Source organism: Roseateles flavus (genome assembly GCF_039872765.1).
In the GTDB taxonomy this organism is placed as follows: domain Bacteria; phylum Pseudomonadota; class Gammaproteobacteria; order Burkholderiales; family Burkholderiaceae_C; genus Roseateles_B; species Roseateles_B flavus.
This window is the reverse complement of sequence record NZ_JBDPZC010000008.1, coordinates 92,319-111,524: the sequence shown is the minus strand read 5'-3', so window position 1 is coordinate 111,524 and position 19,206 is coordinate 92,319. Positions and strand designations below refer to the sequence as shown.

General features: G+C 69.7%; 12 protein-coding genes. 6 read left to right on the top strand and 6 right to left on the bottom strand.

Annotation, left to right across the window (positions count from 1 at the left end):
• The first annotated feature begins 74 nt into the window (after nt 1-74).
• From ABDJ40_RS17195 to ABDJ40_RS17180, 4 genes are all read left to right on the top strand, one after another.
• Nucleotides 75-782 (top strand): helix-turn-helix transcriptional regulator, encoded by a 708-nt coding sequence (locus ABDJ40_RS17195; RefSeq protein ID WP_347611595.1) that lies wholly within the window; start codon nt 75-77, stop codon nt 780-782.
• A gap of 326 nt (nt 783-1,108) precedes the next feature.
• Nucleotides 1,109-2,584, top strand: coding sequence for a M20 family metallopeptidase (locus ABDJ40_RS17190; RefSeq protein WP_269630935.1), 1,476 nt, complete (start codon nt 1,109-1,111; stop codon nt 2,582-2,584).
• 125 nt (nt 2,585-2,709) lie between these two features.
• Nucleotides 2,710-5,886 (top strand): bifunctional diguanylate cyclase/phosphodiesterase, encoded by a 3,177-nt coding sequence (locus ABDJ40_RS17185; RefSeq protein ID WP_347611594.1) that lies wholly within the window; start codon nt 2,710-2,712, stop codon nt 5,884-5,886.
• A 54-nt stretch (nt 5,887-5,940) separates the two neighbouring features.
• On the top strand, nt 5,941-7,200 hold the full coding sequence (locus ABDJ40_RS17180; RefSeq protein ID WP_347611593.1) for a THUMP domain-containing class I SAM-dependent RNA methyltransferase: 1,260 nt from the start codon (nt 5,941-5,943) through the stop codon (nt 7,198-7,200).
• Here ABDJ40_RS17180 and ABDJ40_RS17175 read toward each other — a convergent pair.
• From ABDJ40_RS17175 to ABDJ40_RS17155, 5 genes are all read right to left on the bottom strand, one after another.
• Nucleotides 7,160-8,353, bottom strand: coding sequence for an MFS transporter (locus tag ABDJ40_RS17175; RefSeq protein ID WP_347611592.1), 1,194 nt, complete (start codon nt 8,351-8,353; stop codon nt 7,160-7,162). The genes ABDJ40_RS17180 and ABDJ40_RS17175 overlap by 41 nt on opposite strands.
• Nucleotides 8,354-8,425: 72 nt before the next feature.
• On the bottom strand, nt 8,426-8,716 hold the full coding sequence (locus tag ABDJ40_RS17170; protein ID WP_347611591.1) for a hypothetical protein: 291 nt from the start codon (nt 8,714-8,716) through the stop codon (nt 8,426-8,428).
• A 43-nt stretch (nt 8,717-8,759) separates the two neighbouring features.
• Nucleotides 8,760-9,488, bottom strand: a complete 729-nt coding sequence (locus tag ABDJ40_RS17165) for a 16S rRNA (uracil(1498)-N(3))-methyltransferase (protein WP_347611590.1) — start codon at nt 9,486-9,488, stop codon at nt 8,760-8,762.
• 71 nt (nt 9,489-9,559) lie between these two features.
• A complete protein-coding gene (locus ABDJ40_RS17160; RefSeq protein WP_347611589.1) occupies nt 9,560-10,087 on the bottom strand; it encodes a hypothetical protein in 528 nt (175 codons plus the stop codon).
• 61 nt (nt 10,088-10,148) lie between these two features.
• Nucleotides 10,149-11,822, bottom strand: coding sequence for a long-chain-fatty-acid--CoA ligase (locus tag ABDJ40_RS17155; protein WP_347611588.1), 1,674 nt, complete (start codon nt 11,820-11,822; stop codon nt 10,149-10,151).
• Between the two features lie 345 nt (nt 11,823-12,167).
• On the opposite strand from ABDJ40_RS17155, the gene ABDJ40_RS17150 reads away from it, so the two are divergent.
• Both ABDJ40_RS17150 and ABDJ40_RS17145 read left to right on the top strand, forming a co-directional pair.
• Nucleotides 12,168-16,178, top strand: coding sequence for a CHASE domain-containing protein (locus ABDJ40_RS17150; protein ID WP_347611587.1), 4,011 nt, complete (start codon nt 12,168-12,170; stop codon nt 16,176-16,178).
• A 2-nt stretch (nt 16,179-16,180) separates the two neighbouring features.
• The gene (locus ABDJ40_RS17145; RefSeq protein ID WP_347611586.1) at nt 16,181-17,191 is read left to right on the top strand and encodes an HD domain-containing phosphohydrolase; all 1,011 of its coding nucleotides are present in this window, start codon (nt 16,181-16,183) and stop codon (nt 17,189-17,191) included.
• 80 nt (nt 17,192-17,271) lie between these two features.
• Here ABDJ40_RS17145 and ABDJ40_RS17140 read toward each other — a convergent pair whose 3' ends face one another.
• Nucleotides 17,272-19,206 carry a sensor histidine kinase gene (locus ABDJ40_RS17140; RefSeq protein WP_347611585.1) on the bottom strand — a complete coding sequence of 645 codons (1,935 nt, stop codon included), beginning with the start codon at nt 19,204-19,206 and terminating at the stop codon, nt 17,272-17,274.

Here is a 19,206-nt window from a genome sequence, read left to right as displayed (position 1 = left end):
TACTGCCAAACGTGACAGATCTCCTGGGGCATTCGCCGACGCACAATCCCTGCGAATTGACCAGGGCTGCATTCATGTTGCACACCGACCATCTAGGCGTTTTGGCTGCACAAAGTGAAAGCGAATTCCGGGCGGAGATCGCACGTTTTGCGCAGAACTTGGGATTTAGGACCGTTGATGCCTTGACGGTTGTGGATCATGACGACGGGACCACTGAGTTCATCTGCGTGGACAACATCGGCAACCCGGACTGGAATGCCATCGACCCAAGCTACTGGAAGCGCGACCCCGTCATGCAGCACTGCAAGACAAGCAGCATACCCATCGCCTGGGGAGCACAGAACTACCGCTCGCAAGGCGTCATGGAGATTTACGATTTGGTTTCGGCATACGGTCTGCGATCCGGGCTCAGCGTCAGCTCGCATATGAGGGGTGGCCGTCACTTCGCGCTGTGCGTGCACACAGACCGTGATCTCGAATCAGACACCAGACATGTCGCGTATGCGCTTCCTCGGTTGCAGCTCTTCGCGGCCCACGCGCTCGATACGGCATTCCGCTTGTTCCTGCCACCCGACGACTTGGCTTTAGCTCCCCTTTCAGTCCAGGACGTTGGCGTCCTGAGTTGGACACTTGACGGCAAGTCAGCCGAAGAAATTGCCACATTGCTTTGCATCAGCGAGGACTCGCTGAAAATGCGGCTGAAGGAGCTTGCTCATGAACTTCAATGCGAAAACGAGTATCAAGCTGCGCTCAAAGCACTGAGGCTGGGCATCATTTGTTGACTTTCGCAGGAGCGGCCATTGCAAACTCAGCACGATCATCTCGGCCCTGATTCGAAGGCGGTGCCATCGGCGCCCCAGCCGATTGAGTTGACCGACGCGCAAATAGACGAGGTCTCTGGCGGCGATACCAGCGAGTGCCCGCCGCCGACGCCTGCCCAGCCCGGCCCGCAGCCTGGTTGGTAGGCCTCGGCATCATGATCCCCTCAGGCCTCGTCGACGCGGGATCACTAGCGAGGTGGGCTGTTCTGCGCCCATGCCCGAAGTCAGGTCTGCGGCCCTCCTCCTAAAATTCGACTTTCGCGGCCACCCGCCGCCAGGAGACCGCCATGAACGCACGTGACCCCCACCTGCCCCTGCAGGCCGACGAAGCCAGCAGCCTGGGGCAGTTTGCCGCCCAGGTCTGGGACGAGGAAATCGTTCCTGCCCTGACCGACTACATCGCCATTCCGGCCAAGAGCCCCATGTTCGATGCGGACTGGGCGGCCCACGGCCATATCGAGGCCGTGCTGCGCAATGCCGCGAGCTGGGTGGAGAGCAAGAAGGTGGCGGGGCTCAAGCTGGAGGTCATCCGCATTCCCGACCGCACGCCGGTGATCTTTTTCGAGGTGCCGGCCACCAAGGCGGGCTGCGAGGACACCGTGCTGCTGTACGGCCACCTGGACAAGCAGCCCGAGTTCAGCGGCTGGCGCTCCGACCTCGGCCCCTGGACGCCCAAGTATGAGGACGGCAAGCTCTACGGCCGCGGCGGCGCCGATGATGGCTATGCCATCTACGCCTCGCTGACCGCCATCATGGCCCTGGACCGACAGGGCATCCCGCGCCCGCGCTGCGTGGGCCTGATCGAGACCTGCGAGGAGTCCGGCTCCTACGACCTCCCCGCCTACATCGACCTGCTCAAGGAACGCCTGGGCAACGTCAGCCTGGTGGTCTGCCTGGACAGCGGCGCCGGCGACTACGACCGCCTCTGGCTCACCACCAGCCTGCGCGGCAACGTGACCGGCACGCTGAAGGTGGAGGTGCTCACCGAGGGCATCCACAGCGGTGACAACTCCGGCGTGGCGCCCAGCAGCTTCCGCATCATGCGCCAGCTGCTGGACCGCCTGGAAGACGCCAAGACCGGCCACCTGCTGCCGGCCGACTTCCATTGCGACATCCCCGCCGACCGCATCGCGCAGGCCCAGACCACGGCCGACATCCTCGGCGCCGAGGTCTACAAGCGCATGCCCTGGGCCTGCGGCGCGGACGGCGGCCCGGTGCTGCCCGTCACCACGGAGCCGCTGGAGGTACTGCTCAACCGCACCTGGCGCCCGACGCTGTCGGTGACCGGCGTGGACGGCATGCCGCCCATCAGCAATGCCGGCAATGTGCTGCGCCCCTTCACCGCCTTCAAGCTCTCGCTGCGCCTGCCGCCGCTGATCGACGGCAACGAGGCCGCACTGAAGCTCAAGGCCCTGCTGGAAGACAACGCGCCCTACAACGCCCGGGTCAGCTTCGTGCCGGACGGGCGCGCCGGCGCCTACGGTGCCACGGGCTGGAACACGCCGGACCTGCAGCCCTGGCTGTCCAAGGCCGTGGCGGAGGCCAGCCTGCGCCACTTCGACACCGAGGTCGGCTACATCGGCCAGGGCGGCACCATCCCGCTGATGGGCATGCTGCAGAAGGGCTTCCCCAAGGCCCAGATGATGGTCTGCGGCGTGCTCGGCCCCAAGAGCAATGCGCACGGCCCCAACGAGTTCCTGCACGTGCCCTATGGCAAGCGCCTGACGGCCGCCGTGGCCCAGGTGATGGCCGCCCACCCCTGAGCCGCTGCGCGGGCAGCACATCACGCCTCCACCGTTGACGAAGCGGCGGTGGAGGTGGAAATTGACCAACATCAAGCCTCGGCCACCTGGCGCTCGCTATGGTGGCGAGTCTTTGCGCCATGGTCATGCAGTCCCCCCCTTCCTCCGCTGCGATCTCGGCCGACCGGCTGGCGCCCGCGGACGCGGCCCTGTCGGCTGAAGGGTCGGGCAGCACACGCTTCAGGCCCTGGCATGCCTGGCTGTGGCTGTGCCTGGGCCTGCTGTGCACCTGGCTGCTGCAGGGCCTGTGGCTGCTCAATGAACGCCAGGTCGCCCGCGCCCATGAAGGCGAGAAGCTGCAGAGCCTGGTCCAGACCCTGGACGGCATCGTCTCTCAGCAGCTGATCGCCATCCAGGCCGCCCTGCAGACGGTGGACGCCGAGTACCCGCGCTGGCGCCCGGCACACAAGCAGGCCGACGGCGAATCGATGCTCCAGACCCTCACCCGCGCCATGCCCGGTGTGCGGCTGCTGCTGGTCGTCGATGCCGGCGGCCGTGTGCAGGTCTCGTCCATGCCCGAGCTGCTGGGCCGCGACGTCTCGGACCGCCCCTATGTCCGCCAGAGCCGGCGGCATCCGCAGGAGGGGCTGCTGCATGTCACCCCGCCGTTCCAGACCCTGCTGGACGACCGCAGCGTGGCGCTGGCCCGCACCCTGCATGACGCCGAGGGCCACTACCAGGGCGTCATCGTGGCCAGCCTGGACCCGGACTACTTCTCGCTGGTGCTGGCCACGGTCCAGCCCTCGGAGGACACCTGGGCCGCCATCGCCCATGAGAGTGGCGCCATGTTTGCGGTCCAGCCCCATGTGGAGGACTGGATCTCCCGCAATGTGCTGGACCAGCCCGGCTCTGTGCTGGAGCACCACCTGCGCGGCGGCCTGCCGGCCAGCCTGCACCTGCAGCAGTCGCGGCTGAGCCATGACCTGCGCCTGGTGGCCGCGCGCACCGTGTCCCCGGAGGGTCTCTGGCTGGATCAGCGCCTGTATGTGGCCGTCGGCCGCTCCATGCGCAGCGTGGAGGGCTTCTGGCGGCGCCAGCTGTACAGCGCCGTGCTGGCCGGCGCCGCCCTGGGCCTGCTGTCCACCCTGGGCCTGTTCTTCTACCAGCGGCGCCGGCGCCTGGTGGAGCTGCAACGGCGCCAGCAGCGGCGCAGCGAGCGCGACAGCGCCGCCCGTACCGCCCTGGCGCTGGAGGGCGCGGCTCTCGGCCTGTGGGACTGGAACCTCGTCAGCGGCGAGACCCGCTTCGACAGGCGCTGGTGCGCGATGCTGGGCTATTCCCCGCACGAGATCGAGGACCATGTGCGGGCCTGGGAGGATCGACTGCATCCGGACGACAGACCCGTCGTGCAGGAGCAGCTGCAGCGCTACCTGTCCGGCGCGCTGTCCCAGTACACCCAGGACTACCGCCTGCGCCACCGTGACGGCCACTGGGTCTGGATCCACGCCAACGGCCGCATCATGGCGCGCGATGCCGAGCGCCGCCCCACCCGCATGGTCGGCACGCACATGGACATCAGCGCGGCCAAGCGGGCAGAGGCGCAGCTGCAGGCCCATGCGCAGCACACCCAGGCGATCCTGGACAACATGGTCGACGGCATGATCACCATGGACGCCAAGGGCCGCATCGACGCCATCAACCCGGCCGCCTGCCGCATGTTCGGCTACAGCGCCGAGGAACTGGTGGGCCAGCGGGTGGAGCTGCTGATGCCGGAGGCCGAACGCCCGCACCATGCCGGGCATGTGCGCCGCTACCTGGACACGCAGGTGCCGCATGTGATCGGCATCGGCCGTGATGTCAACGGACGGCGCAAGGACGGCAGCATCTTCCCCATGAGCCTGGCGGTCTCGGAGATCCTGCAGGACGGCGAGCCGCTGTTCATCGGCCTCACCCGCGACATCACCGAACGCAAGAAGGCCGAGGCGGAGATCGAACAGCTGGCCTTCTACGATTCCCTGACCGGCCTGCCCAACCGGCGCCTGCTGCTGGACCGCCTCAACCAGGCCCTGGCCATCAACCGGCGCAATCACCGCCATGGCGCGGTGCTGTTCATCGACCTGGACAACTTCAAGGCCCTCAATGACACCCTGGGCCATGGCATGGGCGACCGCGTGCTGGTCGGCGTGGCGCGCCGCCTGCAGGCCGCCCTGCGCAGCGAGGACACCATCGCGCGCTGGGGCGGGGACGAGTTCGTGGTCGTGCTGCACGACCTCGGCCAGAACGCCGAGGTGGCGGGCCTGCATGCCGAAGCGGCGGCCGAGAAGCTGCTGCGCGTGCTGGGCCAGCCCCACCAGCTGGACGGCCACCAGCACCACAGCACGCCCAGCATCGGCATCGTGATCTGGGGCGGGGACACCGGCAGCAGCGAGGACCTCCTCAAGCATGCCGACCACGCCATGTACCAGGCCAAGGCCGCGGGCCGCAACCGCCTGTGCTTCTTCGACCCGGCCACGCAGGCCGCCATGGCCGAGCTGACAGCCCTGGAGGCCGACCTGCGCCAGGCCATCGACTGCCAGCAGCTGGAGCTCTTCTACCAGGCGCAGGTAGACGATCGGGGCCGCATCGTCGGGGCCGAGGCCCTGCTGCGATGGAACCATCCGGTGCTGGGCTGGGTCTCGCCGGCCCGCTTCATCCCCCTGGCCGAGCACACCGGCCTGATCGCCCAGTTGGGCGAATGGGTGCTGCAGCAGGCCTGCGCGCAGCTGGGGCTGTGGGCGCGCGAGCCGCATATGGCGGGGCTCACGCTGGCCGTCAACGTCAGTGCGCACCAGTTCCGCCAGAAGGGCTTCCTCGGCTTCATGCAGCAGCTGCTGGCCCGCAGCGGCGCGCCCACCGACAAGCTCAAGCTGGAGATCACCGAGAGCGCCCTGGTCGAGAACGTCGAGCAGGTCATCGCCCTGATGGTGGCCCTGCGAAGCCTGGGCCTGCATTTCTCGCTGGACGACTTCGGCACCGGCTACTCCTCGCTGGCCTATCTCAAGCGCCTGCCCCTGGACCAGCTCAAGATCGACCAGAGCTTTGTGCGCGACCTCGTCACCGAGCCCAATGCCATGGCCATCGCCCGGGCGGTGATCCAGTTGGGCGAGAGCCTGGGGCTGGACGTGATCGCCGAGGGCGTGGAGACCGATGCCCAGCGCCAGGCGCTGCAGCAGCAGGGCTGCCATGCCTTCCAGGGCTATCTGTACGCTCGCCCGCTGGCCCTGCAGGACTTCCAGGCCCTGGTGCAGGGCTGGCCGGCAGGCACGCCGCGCGCCGGCGGATGACGCGGGGGCCGGGGGACCTGGGACAATAGGCGCTTTGCACGCCGAAGTTCCGCCATGTCCCGCCCTGAAACGCTGTACCTCTTCGTCTCCTGCCCCGGTGGGGTGGAGCCTCTGCTGGAGGAGGAGCTGCAACGCATCCTGCCGCGCGGCCGCATCCACGCAATGCGCGGCGGCTGCTCGGTGCAGGGCACGGCGGAGGACGTCATGCAGATCAACCTCGAGAGCCGACTCGCCCAGCGCGTGCTGGTGGAGCTGATCGAGGGCGGCTACCGGCACGAGGACGACCTCTACGTGCTCGCCCGGCGCGTGGACTGGGACCGCTGGATCGGCCCGCAGCACACCATCCGTGTCGACACCACCGCCCAGCGCTCGCCCCTGCGCAGCCTGAACTTCGCCACCCTGCGCATCAAGGACGCCATCTGCGACGCCCTGCGCGACGCCACCGGCGAGCGCCCCAGCGTGGACACCCGCGCGCCCGACCTGCCCGTGGTCCTGCACCTCGGCGAGGAGCGCGCCGCGCTGTACGTCGACACCTCCGGCGAGCCCCTCTTCAAGCGCGGCTGGCGCGTGGACAAGGGCGACGCCCCGCTGAAGGAGACCCTCGCCGCCGCCATGCTGGCCGCGGCCGGCTGGCGCGGCACGCCGGAGACCGGCGGCGCCCTGCACGACCCCTGCTGCGGCTCGGGCACCATCCCCGTCGAGGCCGCGCAGATCGCCTGCGGCATCGCGCCGGGCATCCAGCGCCGCTTCGCCTTCGAGCGCCAGCTGCCCTTCCAGCCCCTGCGCGCCCGCTGGGCCGAGATGAAGCAGGCGGCGCAGGCCCGGGTGCACCCGCCGGCCGTGCCCATCTTCGCCAGCGACGTCGCCTTCCGCATGGTCGACTTCGCCCGCCGCAATGCCGAACGCGCCGGCGTGGCCCAATACATCCAGTTCAATGGCGGCGACGCCCTGGAGCGCGCCGCACCCAAGCTGCCCGAGGGCATGCCCGGCACCATCATGATGAACCCGCCCTACGGCGAGCGGATCGAGGTGCGGGGCAAGGCCGCCGCGGTCCGGGAAGCGAGCGGATCGGAGCAGCGTGATGCGGACGATGACTTCTTCCCCCGCCTGGCCGCCCACTGGAAGCGCAGCTACACCGAGAACCCCGCCGGCTGGACCGCCTGGCTGCTGTGCCCGGACATGAAGCTGCCCACCAAGATGCGGCTCAAGGAAAACCGTCGCGTGCCCATGTGGAACGGCCCCATCGAGTGCCGGCTGTTCCGCTTCGACCTGATCAAGGGTTCGGCACGGGAGAAGCCGCGCGCTGCTGAATGAGGCGGTGGGCGCCCACCGCCAGCGCCAGGCCGATGAGGGCCAGCGGCAGCAAGGAACCCAGGGCCATGCGCTGCCAGCCCCCGGCCGTCACCAGGGCGCCGGAGCTGAAGGCGGTGAGCGTCATGGTGCTGTTGATGCAGACCTCCATGGTGGCCTGCGCCCGGGTCTTCTCCTCGGGACGGTAGGCCCGGGTGAAGAGCGTGGTGCCGCCCACGAAGAGGAAGTTCCAGCCCACGCCCAGGGCCAGCAGGGCGCCCAGGAAATGGGTCAGGTCTTGCCCGCTCAGGGCAAAGCCCACGCAGACCAGGTTCAGCAGCAGCCCCGTCGCCATCACCGGCAGCACGCCCACGCGCTGGATCAGGTGGCCGGTGAAGAAGCTGGGCGCAAACATGCCCAGCACGTGCCACTGCAGCACGAAGGTGGCGTTGTCGAAGGGCAGGCTGCACTGCTTCATCGCGATGGGCGTGGCGGCCATCAGCAGGTTCATCACCCCATAGCCCAGAGAGCAGGCCGCGATGGCCACGAGGAAGAAGGGCTCCTCCCGCATCAGCTGCTGCCAGGAGCGGCCCGTGGCCGCGCCGGGCTGCGACTCGGCCAGGGGCGGGAAGGGAATCAGCGAGACCACCAGCAGGCTCAGCAGCGCCACGCCCACCAGGGCCAGGTAGGCACCGGCAAAGGGCTGCACGAGCAGGTCCCGGCTGAACTTGGCCAGCGCCGGCCCGGCCACCGCGCCCAGCAGGCCGCCGGCCAGCACCCACGAGATGGCGGTTTCGCGGCGCGCGGGCTTCACCAGCTCGGTCGACACGAAGCGGTAGAGGCCCGCACTGGCGTTGTAGTAGCCCGCCAGCAGCGTGGCCAGCACCACCAGCCAGAAGCTGCGCTCACTGACCGCAAAGGCCGCCAGCGAGCAGCTCATCACCGCCACCAGCGCCGCCACCTGGAAGCCGCGCCGCCGCCCCCAGGCGCGCTGGTGCCGCGCCACCAGAGGCGCGAACAGGGCCCCGCCCGCCACATAGCTGCACACCGGCAGTGTGGCCATCCAGGGCACCGGCGCCAGGGCCAGGCCCACCAGTCCGTTGATGGCGATGAAAGTGACGTTGTTCGTCAGGAACAGACCCTGGCACAGGGTCAGCAGCATCAGCGCGGGGTTCATGGCGGCTTTCGAGGGGCGAGGCCGCGAGGCTAACACCAGACCTGATCTGCTGCCTGCGCCGGCCTCGCTACTCTAGTCGCCGATGAAGCAGAGCGTCTGCCGCCCCAGTGCCGCCTCCAGCAGGAGCGCATACAGCGCCAGCAGCCCCGACTGCTCCTTGTTCAGCGGCGAGACCAGGAGGCCCGCCAGGTGTCGGGCCAGCGCGCCCGCGCGGTCGGCATCGATCTGGAAGTCGCGATAGAAGTCGAAGGGAACGCCTTGCTGCTGCAGGTACTCGACAAGGTCCCAGCGTCCGGCGAAATCCCGCTCGCACAACTGCAGGCGCAGCCCGCCGTGGCGCGAGCCGAGGTAGACATCCAGCATGGCGTTCTCGTGCCTTGACCCTTGATGCGGCAGGGCCTGGAACTCAGCCCTGCTGCAAAGCCACCCAGCCCAGCACGGCCAAGGGGGCGGTGTCCGCACGCAGGATGCGCGGGCCCAGCTGCAGGGCCTCGAAGCCGCGCTCGCGGGCGGCCTGCTCCTCGGCGGGGCTGAGGCCGCCCTCGGGACCGCTGAGGACGAGGGTGGGCTGAGGCTCGCCAGCAGCGCGCTCGTGCAGCGGGCGTGCAGCGGTAGGGCTCAGCAGCCAGCGCCGGGCAGGCGCCGCGGCGTCCAGGCCCGCCAGCCAGGCCGAGAGGGTCTGCACCGGATGGATCTGGGTGACGCGGGCCCGGCCGCACTGCTCGGCGGCGGCGATGGCCACGCCCTGCCAGTGCGCCTGCTTCTTTTGCGCGCGCTCGCCCTGCAGGCGCAGCACCGAGCGCTCGCTCATCAGGGGCTGGATGGCCACGGCGCCCAGCTCGGTGGCCTTCTCGACGATGCCGTCCATGCGGTCATTGGCAGGCATCACCACGCAAAGGGTCAGGGCGGTGGCCAGCTCGCGGTTGACCGGCTGGCGGGCCTGCAGCTGCACGCGCACCTCGCTGCGGCCCATGGCGGTGACTTCGGCCTGCCATTCGTCGCCCGAGCCGTCGAACAGGGTCAGGGGGCTGCCAGGCTGCAGGCGCAGCACCTGCACGTGGCGGGCGGCGGTGGCGGGCAGGCTCAGCTCGGCCGGGCCGGCCAGGGGGGTGTCGACGAAGAAGCGTGGAGGCATGGACAGGGTTCAGGGAAAGGTCGCCGGAACCCGCCAGTGTGCCAAAGAAGCCGGCGCCCTCAAGCCGGTGCTCAGTGCATGCCCATGGCGCGCTTGACCTGCTCGGCCAGATCATCGCCCTGGGCCTCGCGCACCATCTCGACGAAGCGGCGGGCGTAGTCCTGCAGCTCGGGCAGGCCGCTGCAGCGCTCGACCTCCAGCACCACCTTGTAGCCCTTCATCAGGCCCAGGTACTGCTTGGCATGGCGGGTCAGGTAGGCGTAGAGCTGCTCGTAGTCCAGCTGGGGCTCGCCCACGGCGGCCACGGCCGGCGCAGCGACCGGGGCCGCGGGTGACGGTACCGGTACCGGTGCAGGTGCAGGTGCCGAGGCAGATGGCGCGGCAGCAGGCGCCGCCCCCGCGGCCCGGATGAGGCCCAGGTCCAGCAGCTGCTGGACATCGGCCTCGGTGCTGCCCTGCACCAGGCCCAGCCACTGGCGGGCGGACTTGCTGGCGTCGATCACCAGCAGCAGGTTGCGGGTGGCGCGGGCGTTGACGAGCTGGCGCACCTTCATTTCAGCGCGGCCGGCGTCGGTTTTCTGATAGCTCTGGTCCAACACGGCAAAAGTCTCCTGGGCGGGAGCTTACGCGTTACCCAGAAGACCTACCGTCGGGAAAGTGCTACTTTTTGTCCCGCAGTTCGCGACGCAGGATTTTGCCGACCGGGGTCTTGGGCAGGTCGGTCCGGAACTCGACGATCTTGGGGCGCTTGTAGCCCGTCAGGTTGGCCTCGCAGAAGGCGCGGACATCGGCCTCGGTGACGTTCGGATCCTTGCGCACGACCACCACCTTGACCGCCTCGCCGGCCTTGTCGTCCGGCACGCCCACGGCGGCGCACTCGAGCACGCCCGGCATCTGGGTGATGACGTCCTCGACCTCGTTCGGGTAGACATTGAAGCCGCTGACCAGGATCATGTCCTTCTTGCGGTCCACGATCTTGAAGTAGCCGCGCTCGTCCATCTGGCCGACGTCACCGGTGCGGAAGAAGCCGTCGGCCGTCATGACCTTGGCCGTCTCGTCCGGGCGCTGCCAGTAGCCGGCCATCACCTGCGGGCCCTTGATGGCGATCTCGCCGGTGCCACCAGCCGGCACCTCGTGGCCGTCGTCGTCCAGCAGCTTCATCTCGGTACCGGGCACGGGCAGGCCGATGGTGCCGGTGTAGGACTTGGAATCCGTCGGGTTGCAGCTGGCCACGGGCGAGGTCTCGGAGAGGCCGTAGCCCTCGCAGATGGGGCAGCCGGTCTTCTCCAGCCACAGCTTGGCCGTGGCCTGCTGCACGGCCATGCCGCCGCCCACGGAGATCACCAGGTGGCTCCAGTCCACCGTGTTGAAGTCCTTGTGGTTGGCCATGGCCATGAACAGCGTGTTGACCGCAGGCATGCTGTGGAAGCGGTGCTGGGCCAGCTCCTTGAAGACGCCCGGCAGGTCGCGCGGATTGGGAATCAGCACATTGCAGCCGCCCGTGTGCATGGACAGCATCATGTTCGTGGTGAAGCCGAAGATGTGGTACAGCGGCAGCGCACAGACCGACACCACCTGCTCGCCCTGCGGCACCTTCGCCAGGGCCGGCAGGTACCAGGCCTCGCACTGCATCACATTGGCCACGAGGTTGCGGTGCAGCAGCACGGCCCCCTTGCTGACGCCGGTGGTGCCGCCGGTGTACTGCAGCACGGCGATGTCGCTGGACGCCACCTTGGGCGTCTTGTAGGACTGGCTCCGGCCGCGGGACAGGGCGTCGTTGAAGCGCACGGCCTGGGGCAGCTCGAAGGCCGGCACCAGCTTCTTCACGTTGCGCACCACGTAGTTGACGATCAGGCCCTTGGGGAAGCCCAGCATGTCGCCCATGGAGGCCAGCACTACGTGCTTGGTCGGCACGTTGTTGATGACCTGCTGCAGGGTGGCGGCGAAGTTCTCGATGATGATGATGGCGCGGGCGCCGGCATCCTTGAGCTGGTGCTCCAGCTCGCGCGGGGTGTACAGCGGGTTGACGTTGACCACCACGAAGCCGGCGCGCAGCACGGCGGCCACGGCCACCGGGTATTGCGGGATGTTGGGCATCATGAGGGCGACGCGGTCGCCCTTCTCGAGGCCCAGCCCCTGCAGATAGGCCGCCAGGGCGCGCGAGGCCTCGTCGATCTGGGCGAAGCTGAGGGTCCGCCCCATCAGCTTGTAGGCTGGCCGGTCCGGGTACTTCTTGAACGCAGCGTCCATCAGCTCGACCAGGGAAGCGTACTGCTCCGCATGGATCTCAGCCGGAACGCCTGCCGGATAGCTCTTCAGCCAGGGTTTCTCCATTGTTGTCTCCATATCGTCGCGCCGATTCTCCCCGAGGCGGCAGGGCGTGCGATCAGGGGATTCGATAGCGAAACTAGAGAGAAACCCCCAGATCGCACAGTCATGACCTGTCATTGATGCTGGTATCAGCTGCAAAAAATGTCACAACACTGGCGAGACAAGGTCCGCCGGCCACGCTACCCTGCGGTCTCGGATGGCCCGGACCCGGGCAGCGCAGGCCCTAGCAGCAGGCGCGCCAGAGGTCACAGGGAGAGACAGCGGCCAATCCGAGCAACTTGGTTCCATGGTGGCAGGCCGGCACCGACAGGGCGTCGATCTGCGCATCCGCTGATGCAGGACTGAGCGATGAAGCCTTGGCATGCCGGCCTGGCCGGCCCCTTGCTCGTGATGGCGCTGGGCATCGTGCTGGCGACCTGGGTGGACCGCCGCCTGGCCGACCAGCAGCGCGCGCAGCGGGAGCAGCGCCTGGCCAGCACCACCGAAACCGTGCTGGACTCGCTGCTGGAGCGCATGCGCACCTACGAATTCGGCCTGCGCGGGGCCCGTGGCGCCGTGATCGCGGCGGGGCCGGAGCTCATCAGCAGGGAACGTTTCCGGAGCTATATGGACTCGCGGGACCTTGACCGCGAGTTTCCGGGCGCACGGGGCTTCGGCATGATCCGCCGGGTGCCGCGGGAGGGTGAGGAAGCCTTCCTGAGCGCCGCCCGCAGCGATGGCTGGGCCGACTTCGCCATCCGCCAGATGGCGCCCCACGCGGGCGACCGGCTGGTCATCCAGTACCTGGAGCCCGTGGCCGGCAACGCCGAGGCCGTGGGCCTGGACATCGCCTCCGAGCCTCACCGCCGGGATGCCGCCCAGCTGGCCATCGACAGCGGCCAGGCCATCCTCTCCCGCCCCATCACCCTGGTGCAGGCCAAGGGCAAGTCCAGCCAGGGCATGCTCTTCATCCTGCCCATCTACGGCCCGGGACGCCCGCTGGAGACGGTCAGCGAGCGACGGGCGGCCGCCTACGCGCTGTCCTTCAGCCCGCTGGCCATGGACGAGGTGCTGCAGCAGCTGGGCGCCGTGCCCAGGGGCCTGCTGCTGCGCATCCGCGATGCCAGCCAGGAGCCGGGATCGCCGCCGCTGTTCGTCTCGCCCCGCTTCGAACAGGCCGTGCTTGACGGCCCGCAGCTGCAACGCAACCTAGCGGTCTACGGCCGCCCCTGGCAGATCGAGGCGGCGATCACGCCCGAGTTCATGCCCGAGACCGACGCCCTGACCCCGGGCCGGGCCGCCTTCCTGGTGCTGCTGGGCGCCGCCCTGATGGCCCTGCTGCTGCACGTGGCGCTGCTGGCCCTGATGCGCCGGCGCCTGGCGCAGGCCGGCATGGAGCGGCTGGCGGCCATCGTCGAGGGCTCCAGCGACGCCATCATCGGCAAGGACCTGCAGGGCCGCGTGACCAGCTGGAATCCGGCGGCCGAGCGCATCTTCGGCTACACCGCGCAGCAGGCCCTGGGCCAGCCCATGACGGCGCTGGTCATCCCCGAGGAGCAGGAGCCCGAAGAGCGGCGCATCCTGGAGACCATCGCGCGGGGCGAGGTCGTGCCGCGCTTCGATACCGTGCGCCGGCGCCGCGACGGGCGGCTGATCGACGTGGCGGTCACCGTGTCGCCCGTGCGGGACACCAATGGCCACGTCATCGGCGCAGCCAAGACCGCGCGTGACGTCACCGACGAGAAGCGGCACGACGCCCGCTTCAAGCTGGCCGTGGACGCCGCGGGCATCGGCATCTGGATCTGGCAGCTGGGCGACAACCAGCTCTTCTGGGACGAGCGCATGTGCGAGCTCTACGGCCTGCCGCCCGAGCAGCGCCAGCACGGCCTGTTCTACGACTACTGGCGCACCCATGTGCACCCGGACGACATCGCCGAAGCCGAGCGCCAGCTGCAGCGCCTGGTCCGCGGCGAGGGCAGCTATGCGCCGGTCTTCCGCGTGACGCTGGACCGGGGCGGCGTGCGCTGGATCAAGGCCGCAGCCATCCTGGAACGCAACCGCCTGGGTCAGCCCGTGCAGGTGGTGGGGACCAACCTGGACATCAGCGCCGAGATCGAGGCCAAGCTGCGCGTGCAGGAGCTCAACACCGACCTGGAAAGCCTCGTGCTCAAGCGCACGGCGCAGCTGCAGGACGCCGTGGTGGCGGCCGAGCAGGCCAACCTCGCCAAGTCGGCCTTCCTGTCCAACATGAGCCACGAGATCCGCACGCCGCTCAACGCCATCCTGGGCCTGGCCTACCTGCTGCAGCAGCAGCAGCTGACCGGCGAGGCCGGCGAGATGGCGGGCAAGATCCACGGCGCCGGCCAGGGCCTGCTCGCCATCGTCAACGACGTGCTGGACTTCAGCAAGATCGAGGCCGAGCGTCTGGAGCTGGAGCAGGCGCCCTTCCGCCTGGCCGACGTGCTGGACAACCTCGCCTCCATCATGGCCCCGGTACTGGGCACCAAGCCGGTGGAGCTGCTGATCGGCCATGCGCCGGCCGGCGCGGAGTACCTGGTGGGCGATGCGCTGCGCCTGGGCCAGGTCCTGACCAACCTGCTCAGCAACGCGCTCAAGTTCACGCCCAGCGGCGAGGTCATGCTCAGCGTGCAGCGGCTGGACGATGGCGAGGCCGAGGGCGTCCCGCGGCGCCTGCGCTTCAGCGTGCGCGACACCGGCATCGGCATCCCGCGGGACAAGCAGACCGTGATCTTCGAGGCCTTCAACCAGGCCGACAACTCCACCACGCGCAGCTACGGCGGCACCGGCCTGGGCCTGGCCATCAGCTCACGCCTGGTCGCCCTGATGGGCGGCGTGCTGACCGTGGACAGCGAGCCTGGCCGGGGCAGCGAGTTCAGCTTCGAGCTGAGCCTGCCGGCCGCCAGCACCGACCTCCCCGTACGCCGCAGCGGCGGCGGGCTGTCCGTGCTCATCGCCGACGACCACGACCTCGCACGCCAGGTGCTGCGCCAGACCGCCCAGGGCCTGGGCTGGCGCGCGCAGACCGTCGACTCCGGCGAGGCGGCCCTGGCCAGCCTGGCGCAGGCCGGCGACGGGCCCTACGACGTGCTGGTGCTGGACTGGCGCATGCCCGGCCTCGACGGGCTGGAGACCGCGCGCCGCATCCGGGAGCAGCACCGGGAGGCGGGGCAGTGGCCCATCATCGTGATGGTCACCGCCTACGACCGCAACGAGCTGCGCGGCCAGGACACCGAGTCCCTGGTCGACGCCGTGCTGACCAAGCCCGTCACTGCCTCCAGCCTCTACGACGCCGTGCTGGCCGCCCAGGGGCATCGCGGGCAGGTCGAGCACCACCCGGGCAGCGAGCCCGGCCAGCCTCGTCTGCAGGGCTGGCACGTGCTGGTGGTCGACGACAGCGACATCAACCGCGAGGTCGCCGCCCGCATGCTGCAGCGCGAGGGGGCCACCGTCATGGAGGCCGAGGATGGCCGCGCAGCGCTGCAGCGCCTGGAGGGCCGCGAAGAGGTGGACGTGGTGCTCATGGACATGCAGATGCCCGTGCTCGACGGCTATGCCGCCACGCGCGCCCTGCGCCGCAATCCGCGCCATGTGAGCCTGCCCGTGCTGGCGCTGAGCGCCGGCGCCTTCCGGGAGCAGCGCGAGCGGGCGCTGGCCGCCGGCGTCAACGGCTTCGTGGCCAAGCCCTACACGGCCGATGAGCTGGTCCTCGCCATCCTCGAGGTCCTGCAGGCCCCGGCCGCCCCGATCCCCGCGCCCGGCGCCGCGCCCCAGGGGGCGGCCCCGCTGCTGCTGAACCGGACGCGCGGCCTGCAGTCCTTCGGCGACGAGCCGGCCTGGCAGGCCGCCCTGCTGCGCTTCTCGGCCGCCTACAGCCACAGTGCCGACGAGCTGCCCGACGACAGCGAGGCCCGCGCCGCCTACGCCCACAAGCTGCGCGGCGCTGCCGCCCTGCTGGGACTGGAGCAGCTCGCCGCCACGGCGGCCCGCCTGGAGACCACCAGCACGGATCCGGACCTGCAGGATGAAGCTGCCGGGGCGCTGCAGGCCTTGCAGCAGGCCATCGGCCAGGCCTTCCAGCAGATCGACGAGCTGATGCCCGATGCCGCGCCCACCACCGTCGGGCCACGTGCAACGCCCGGGCCCCAGCCGGTGGCAAGTCCTGACCCCAGCCACCTGCGCGAGGCCCTGGACAGCGACGACTACGACAGCTTCGCCCAGGCCCTGTCGCAATGCCAGGGCAAGCTGGATCCCGAACTGCTGGCCGCGCTGGACCGCTGCCTTGCGAGCTACGACTTCCGTGGCGCCCGTCTCATCTTCGATGCCGCCAGCCGCGGCCCCGTTCTGGAAAGGGAGAGCTGAACATGCCCCAAGGACCCATCCTGGTCGTCGACGACGAACCCATCAATCTGGACGCCATGCGCCTCGCCCTGGGCGCAGTCCACAAGCTGATCTATGCGCGCGACGGTGGCAGCGCACTGGAGGCCATCGCCAAGCACAAGCCGGCCCTGGTGCTGCTGGACATCCGCATGCCCGGCATGGACGGCTACGAGGTCTGCCGCGCCATCAAGGCCAACCCGGCGACCGAGTACCTGCCGGTGATCTTCGTCACCAGCCTCTCGGATGTGGGCGACGAGGCCCGCGGCTTCGAAGCCGGCGGCGTGGACTTCATCGTCAAGCCCATCTCGCCCCTGGTCGTGCGGGCGCGTGTGCAGACGCACCTGTCCCTGGTGCGGCACAGCCGTCTGGAGCGCAGCCACCGCGACGCCATCTACATGCTCAGCGAGGCCGGCCACTTCAATGACAACGACACCGGCGCCCATGTCTGGCGCATGGCGGCCTACTCTGCCGAGCTGGCGCGCGCGGCGGGCTGGAGCGTGGAGAGCTGCCGCCTGATCGAGCTGGCCGCCCCGCTGCACGACACCGGCAAGATCGGCGTGCCCGACCACGTCCTGGGCAAGCCCGGCCCGCTGGACGAGGACGAATGGGTGCTGATGCGCCGCCATCCGCTGATCGGGCATGAGATCCTGTCCAAGAGCGCGGCGCCGGTCTTCCAGATGGCCGCGGAGATCGCCCTGCACCACCACGAGCGCTGGGACGGCAGCGGCTACCCGCACGGCATCGCGGGCACGGCCATCCCGGAGTCGGCCCGCATCGTGGCCATCGCCGATGTCTACGATGCCCTGACCATGAAGCGTGCCTACAAGGAAGCCTGGGCGCCGGAGCAGGCCCTGGACTGGATCGCCGAGCAGCAGGGCCGGCACTTCGACCCGCGCCTTGCCGGGCTCTTCCTGACGCTGGCGCCCAAGCTGGCCGACATCCAGCGCCGCTGGCAGCACCAGCTCACCCCGCCCTCGCCCCCGATGGTGGCCTGAGCAAGACCTGACCCCGTGGCTGCCCCGGGCCTGCTCACACATCGCAGGCCCGTGCGAACGGGCTGCCTTCAAGACAGACCCTAGCGTGGGACCACGGGGATGCGCAGCTGCAGCTCGCAGCCCGGTCGCTCGCTGCCCGGGTCCACTTCGCGCCAGCTGATCTGGGCCCCGATGCGTTCGGCGCGCTTGCGCATGCCCTTGAGCCCCTGACCCTCGCGGCGGCTGCCGCGCAGGCCCAGGCCGTCGTCGCTGATGCTCAGCAGCACCGCGGCCCCGTCGTCCACCACGCGCGTGGCAAAGCGCACCCGGCCGGCCTGCGCATGGTGCAGCACATTGCTCAGCGCCTCCTGCACGATGCGCACAAGGTCCCGCCCCTGAGCGCCCATCAGGCGCGGCAGGTGGGGCGTGTCCTGCAGCTGCCATTCCAGCTGCAGGCCGGCCGAGCGCAGCCGGTCCTGCAGGCGGTGGCGGACGTTGGCCAGCAGCAGGCCCAGGTCGCCGTCGTCCACCGTCATCGCGTCGATGGTCAGGCGCATCTCGGCAATGCAGTCGTCCAGCAGGGCCACGAGGGTGTCGGTGTCCATGCCCTGGCGCGCACCCAGCTTGGCCATCAGCAGCTGCGAGCCCAGGCCGTCGTGCATCTCCTGCAGCAGGCGCTCGCGCTCCTGGGCCGCCACGCGCAGCTGCTCGCTGCGCTGCAGGTCCTGGTAGCGGGCCTCGAGCTCGCGACTGCGTTCGGCCAGGGCCTCCTCCAGCGCTTGGCGCGAGCGCGCCTGGGCGCGCAGCGAAGCCACAAAGCGGCGCTGCAGCACATAGCCCGCCATGCCCACCACGGCTGCATAGCCGGCCACATTGATGTCGACCAGGGGGAAGCTGCCCTCGTCGATCAGCGCGAAATAGCCGACGTAGGCCCAGCAGAAGAAGGCCAGGCCCAGGCTGGCCGCAGCCAGGCTGTGCGCGATCTGTCCGCTGCGCAGCGCCGCACGCAGCACCACGCCCCAGGCGCCGACCATCACCACGCCCCGGCTGCCCAGGGCCCACCAGGGCCAGAGGTTCTCGAAGGCATCCCAGACGGAGCCGTGATAGGCCGCCCAGAGGTCGATGGGCAGGGCGATGACCATGAAGGCCAGGGCCAGGCGCCGCCCCCAGGAGTCGCCCGGCGCAAACCACTGCACCACCAGCAGCAGCATCAGGCCGCGAGCCAGGATGTCGGCGGCGTCCAGGATCATGCGCCACCAGGGCAGGGGCACGGGTGCCACGCTGAGATAGGGCAGCAGCAGCAGGGCCGCGCTGAGGGCGTAGACGCCGGTCAGGCCGTAGACCCATTCCTGGCGCAGCGCCAGCCAGACCAGCAGCAGGAAGAGCCCCAGCAGCGCCGCGCTCAGCGCCGTCAGCAGCCGCGCGCTCTGCCAGAAGTCGCGCGCCTTCTGCAGCTGGCGCATCTGCGTGGCCGGACCCATCTGCACGACGGACAGCGTGCCCATCTGCTCCCCGGTGGCGCCCAGGTGCAGGGCCAGGCGATGCTCGCCCGCCTCCAGCATGGCGGGGGGCACGTTGATCAGCACGCCGCTGCTGCCCAGGCGCAGCCCGCGGTACATGGGCTCCAGCTCCAGGCCCTGCTGCGAGCGCGCCAGCAGCTTGCCGTCCAGGTAGAGGTTGAGGTCGGGGTTGTGCGTGAAGGCCACCAGCCAGGGCTCGTGCACGCTCTCGGCCAGCTTGAAGTCCAGCAGGTACCAACCCGACTCGCTGCCCTCGGTGCGCACGTCGGGCAGCTGCATGGCCTCGGCCTTCTCGGGCACATGCTGGCCGGCCAGCAGGGGTGGCGGGCCGAGCTTGTCCTCCATCCACTGGCCGTCCACCAGGCGCATGACCTGGGGCATGTTCAGCGGCCCCAGCCGCAGTGACAGCCAATGCAGGCCCGCCAGGGCCAGCAGGGGCAGCAGCACGCCCAGCAGCAGCGCGCGCAGGCGGCTCATCCGCGTCATCACCCGCGGCGGGGCCGCGGGCTCAGCCAT

Bases quoted from the DNA above. Each gene is read 5' to 3' on its own strand.
- ABDJ40_RS17195 (WP_347611595.1), top strand. From the start codon at position 75: ATGTTGCACACCGACCATCTAGGCGTTTTGGCTGCACAAAGTGAAAGC.
- ABDJ40_RS17190 (WP_269630935.1), top strand. From the start codon at position 1,109: ATGAACGCACGTGACCCCCACCTGCCCCTGCAGGCCGACGAAGCCAGC.
- ABDJ40_RS17185 (WP_347611594.1), top strand. From the start codon at position 2,710: ATGCAGTCCCCCCCTTCCTCCGCTGCGATCTCGGCCGACCGGCTGGCG.
- ABDJ40_RS17180 (WP_347611593.1), top strand. From the start codon at position 5,941: ATGTCCCGCCCTGAAACGCTGTACCTCTTCGTCTCCTGCCCCGGTGGG.
- ABDJ40_RS17175 (WP_347611592.1), bottom strand. From the start codon at position 8,353: ATGAACCCCGCGCTGATGCTGCTGACCCTGTGCCAGGGTCTGTTCCTG.
- ABDJ40_RS17170 (WP_347611591.1), bottom strand. From the start codon at position 8,716: ATGCTGGATGTCTACCTCGGCTCGCGCCACGGCGGGCTGCGCCTGCAG.
- ABDJ40_RS17165 (WP_347611590.1), bottom strand. From the start codon at position 9,488: ATGCCTCCACGCTTCTTCGTCGACACCCCCCTGGCCGGCCCGGCCGAG.
- ABDJ40_RS17155 (WP_347611588.1), bottom strand. From the start codon at position 11,822: ATGGAGAAACCCTGGCTGAAGAGCTATCCGGCAGGCGTTCCGGCTGAG.
- ABDJ40_RS17150 (WP_347611587.1), top strand. From the start codon at position 12,168: ATGAAGCCTTGGCATGCCGGCCTGGCCGGCCCCTTGCTCGTGATGGCG.
- ABDJ40_RS17145 (WP_347611586.1), top strand. From the start codon at position 16,181: ATGCCCCAAGGACCCATCCTGGTCGTCGACGACGAACCCATCAATCTG.
- ABDJ40_RS17140 (WP_347611585.1), bottom strand. From the start codon at position 19,206: ATGGCTGAGCCCGCGGCCCCGCCGCGGGTGATGACGCGGATGAGCCGC.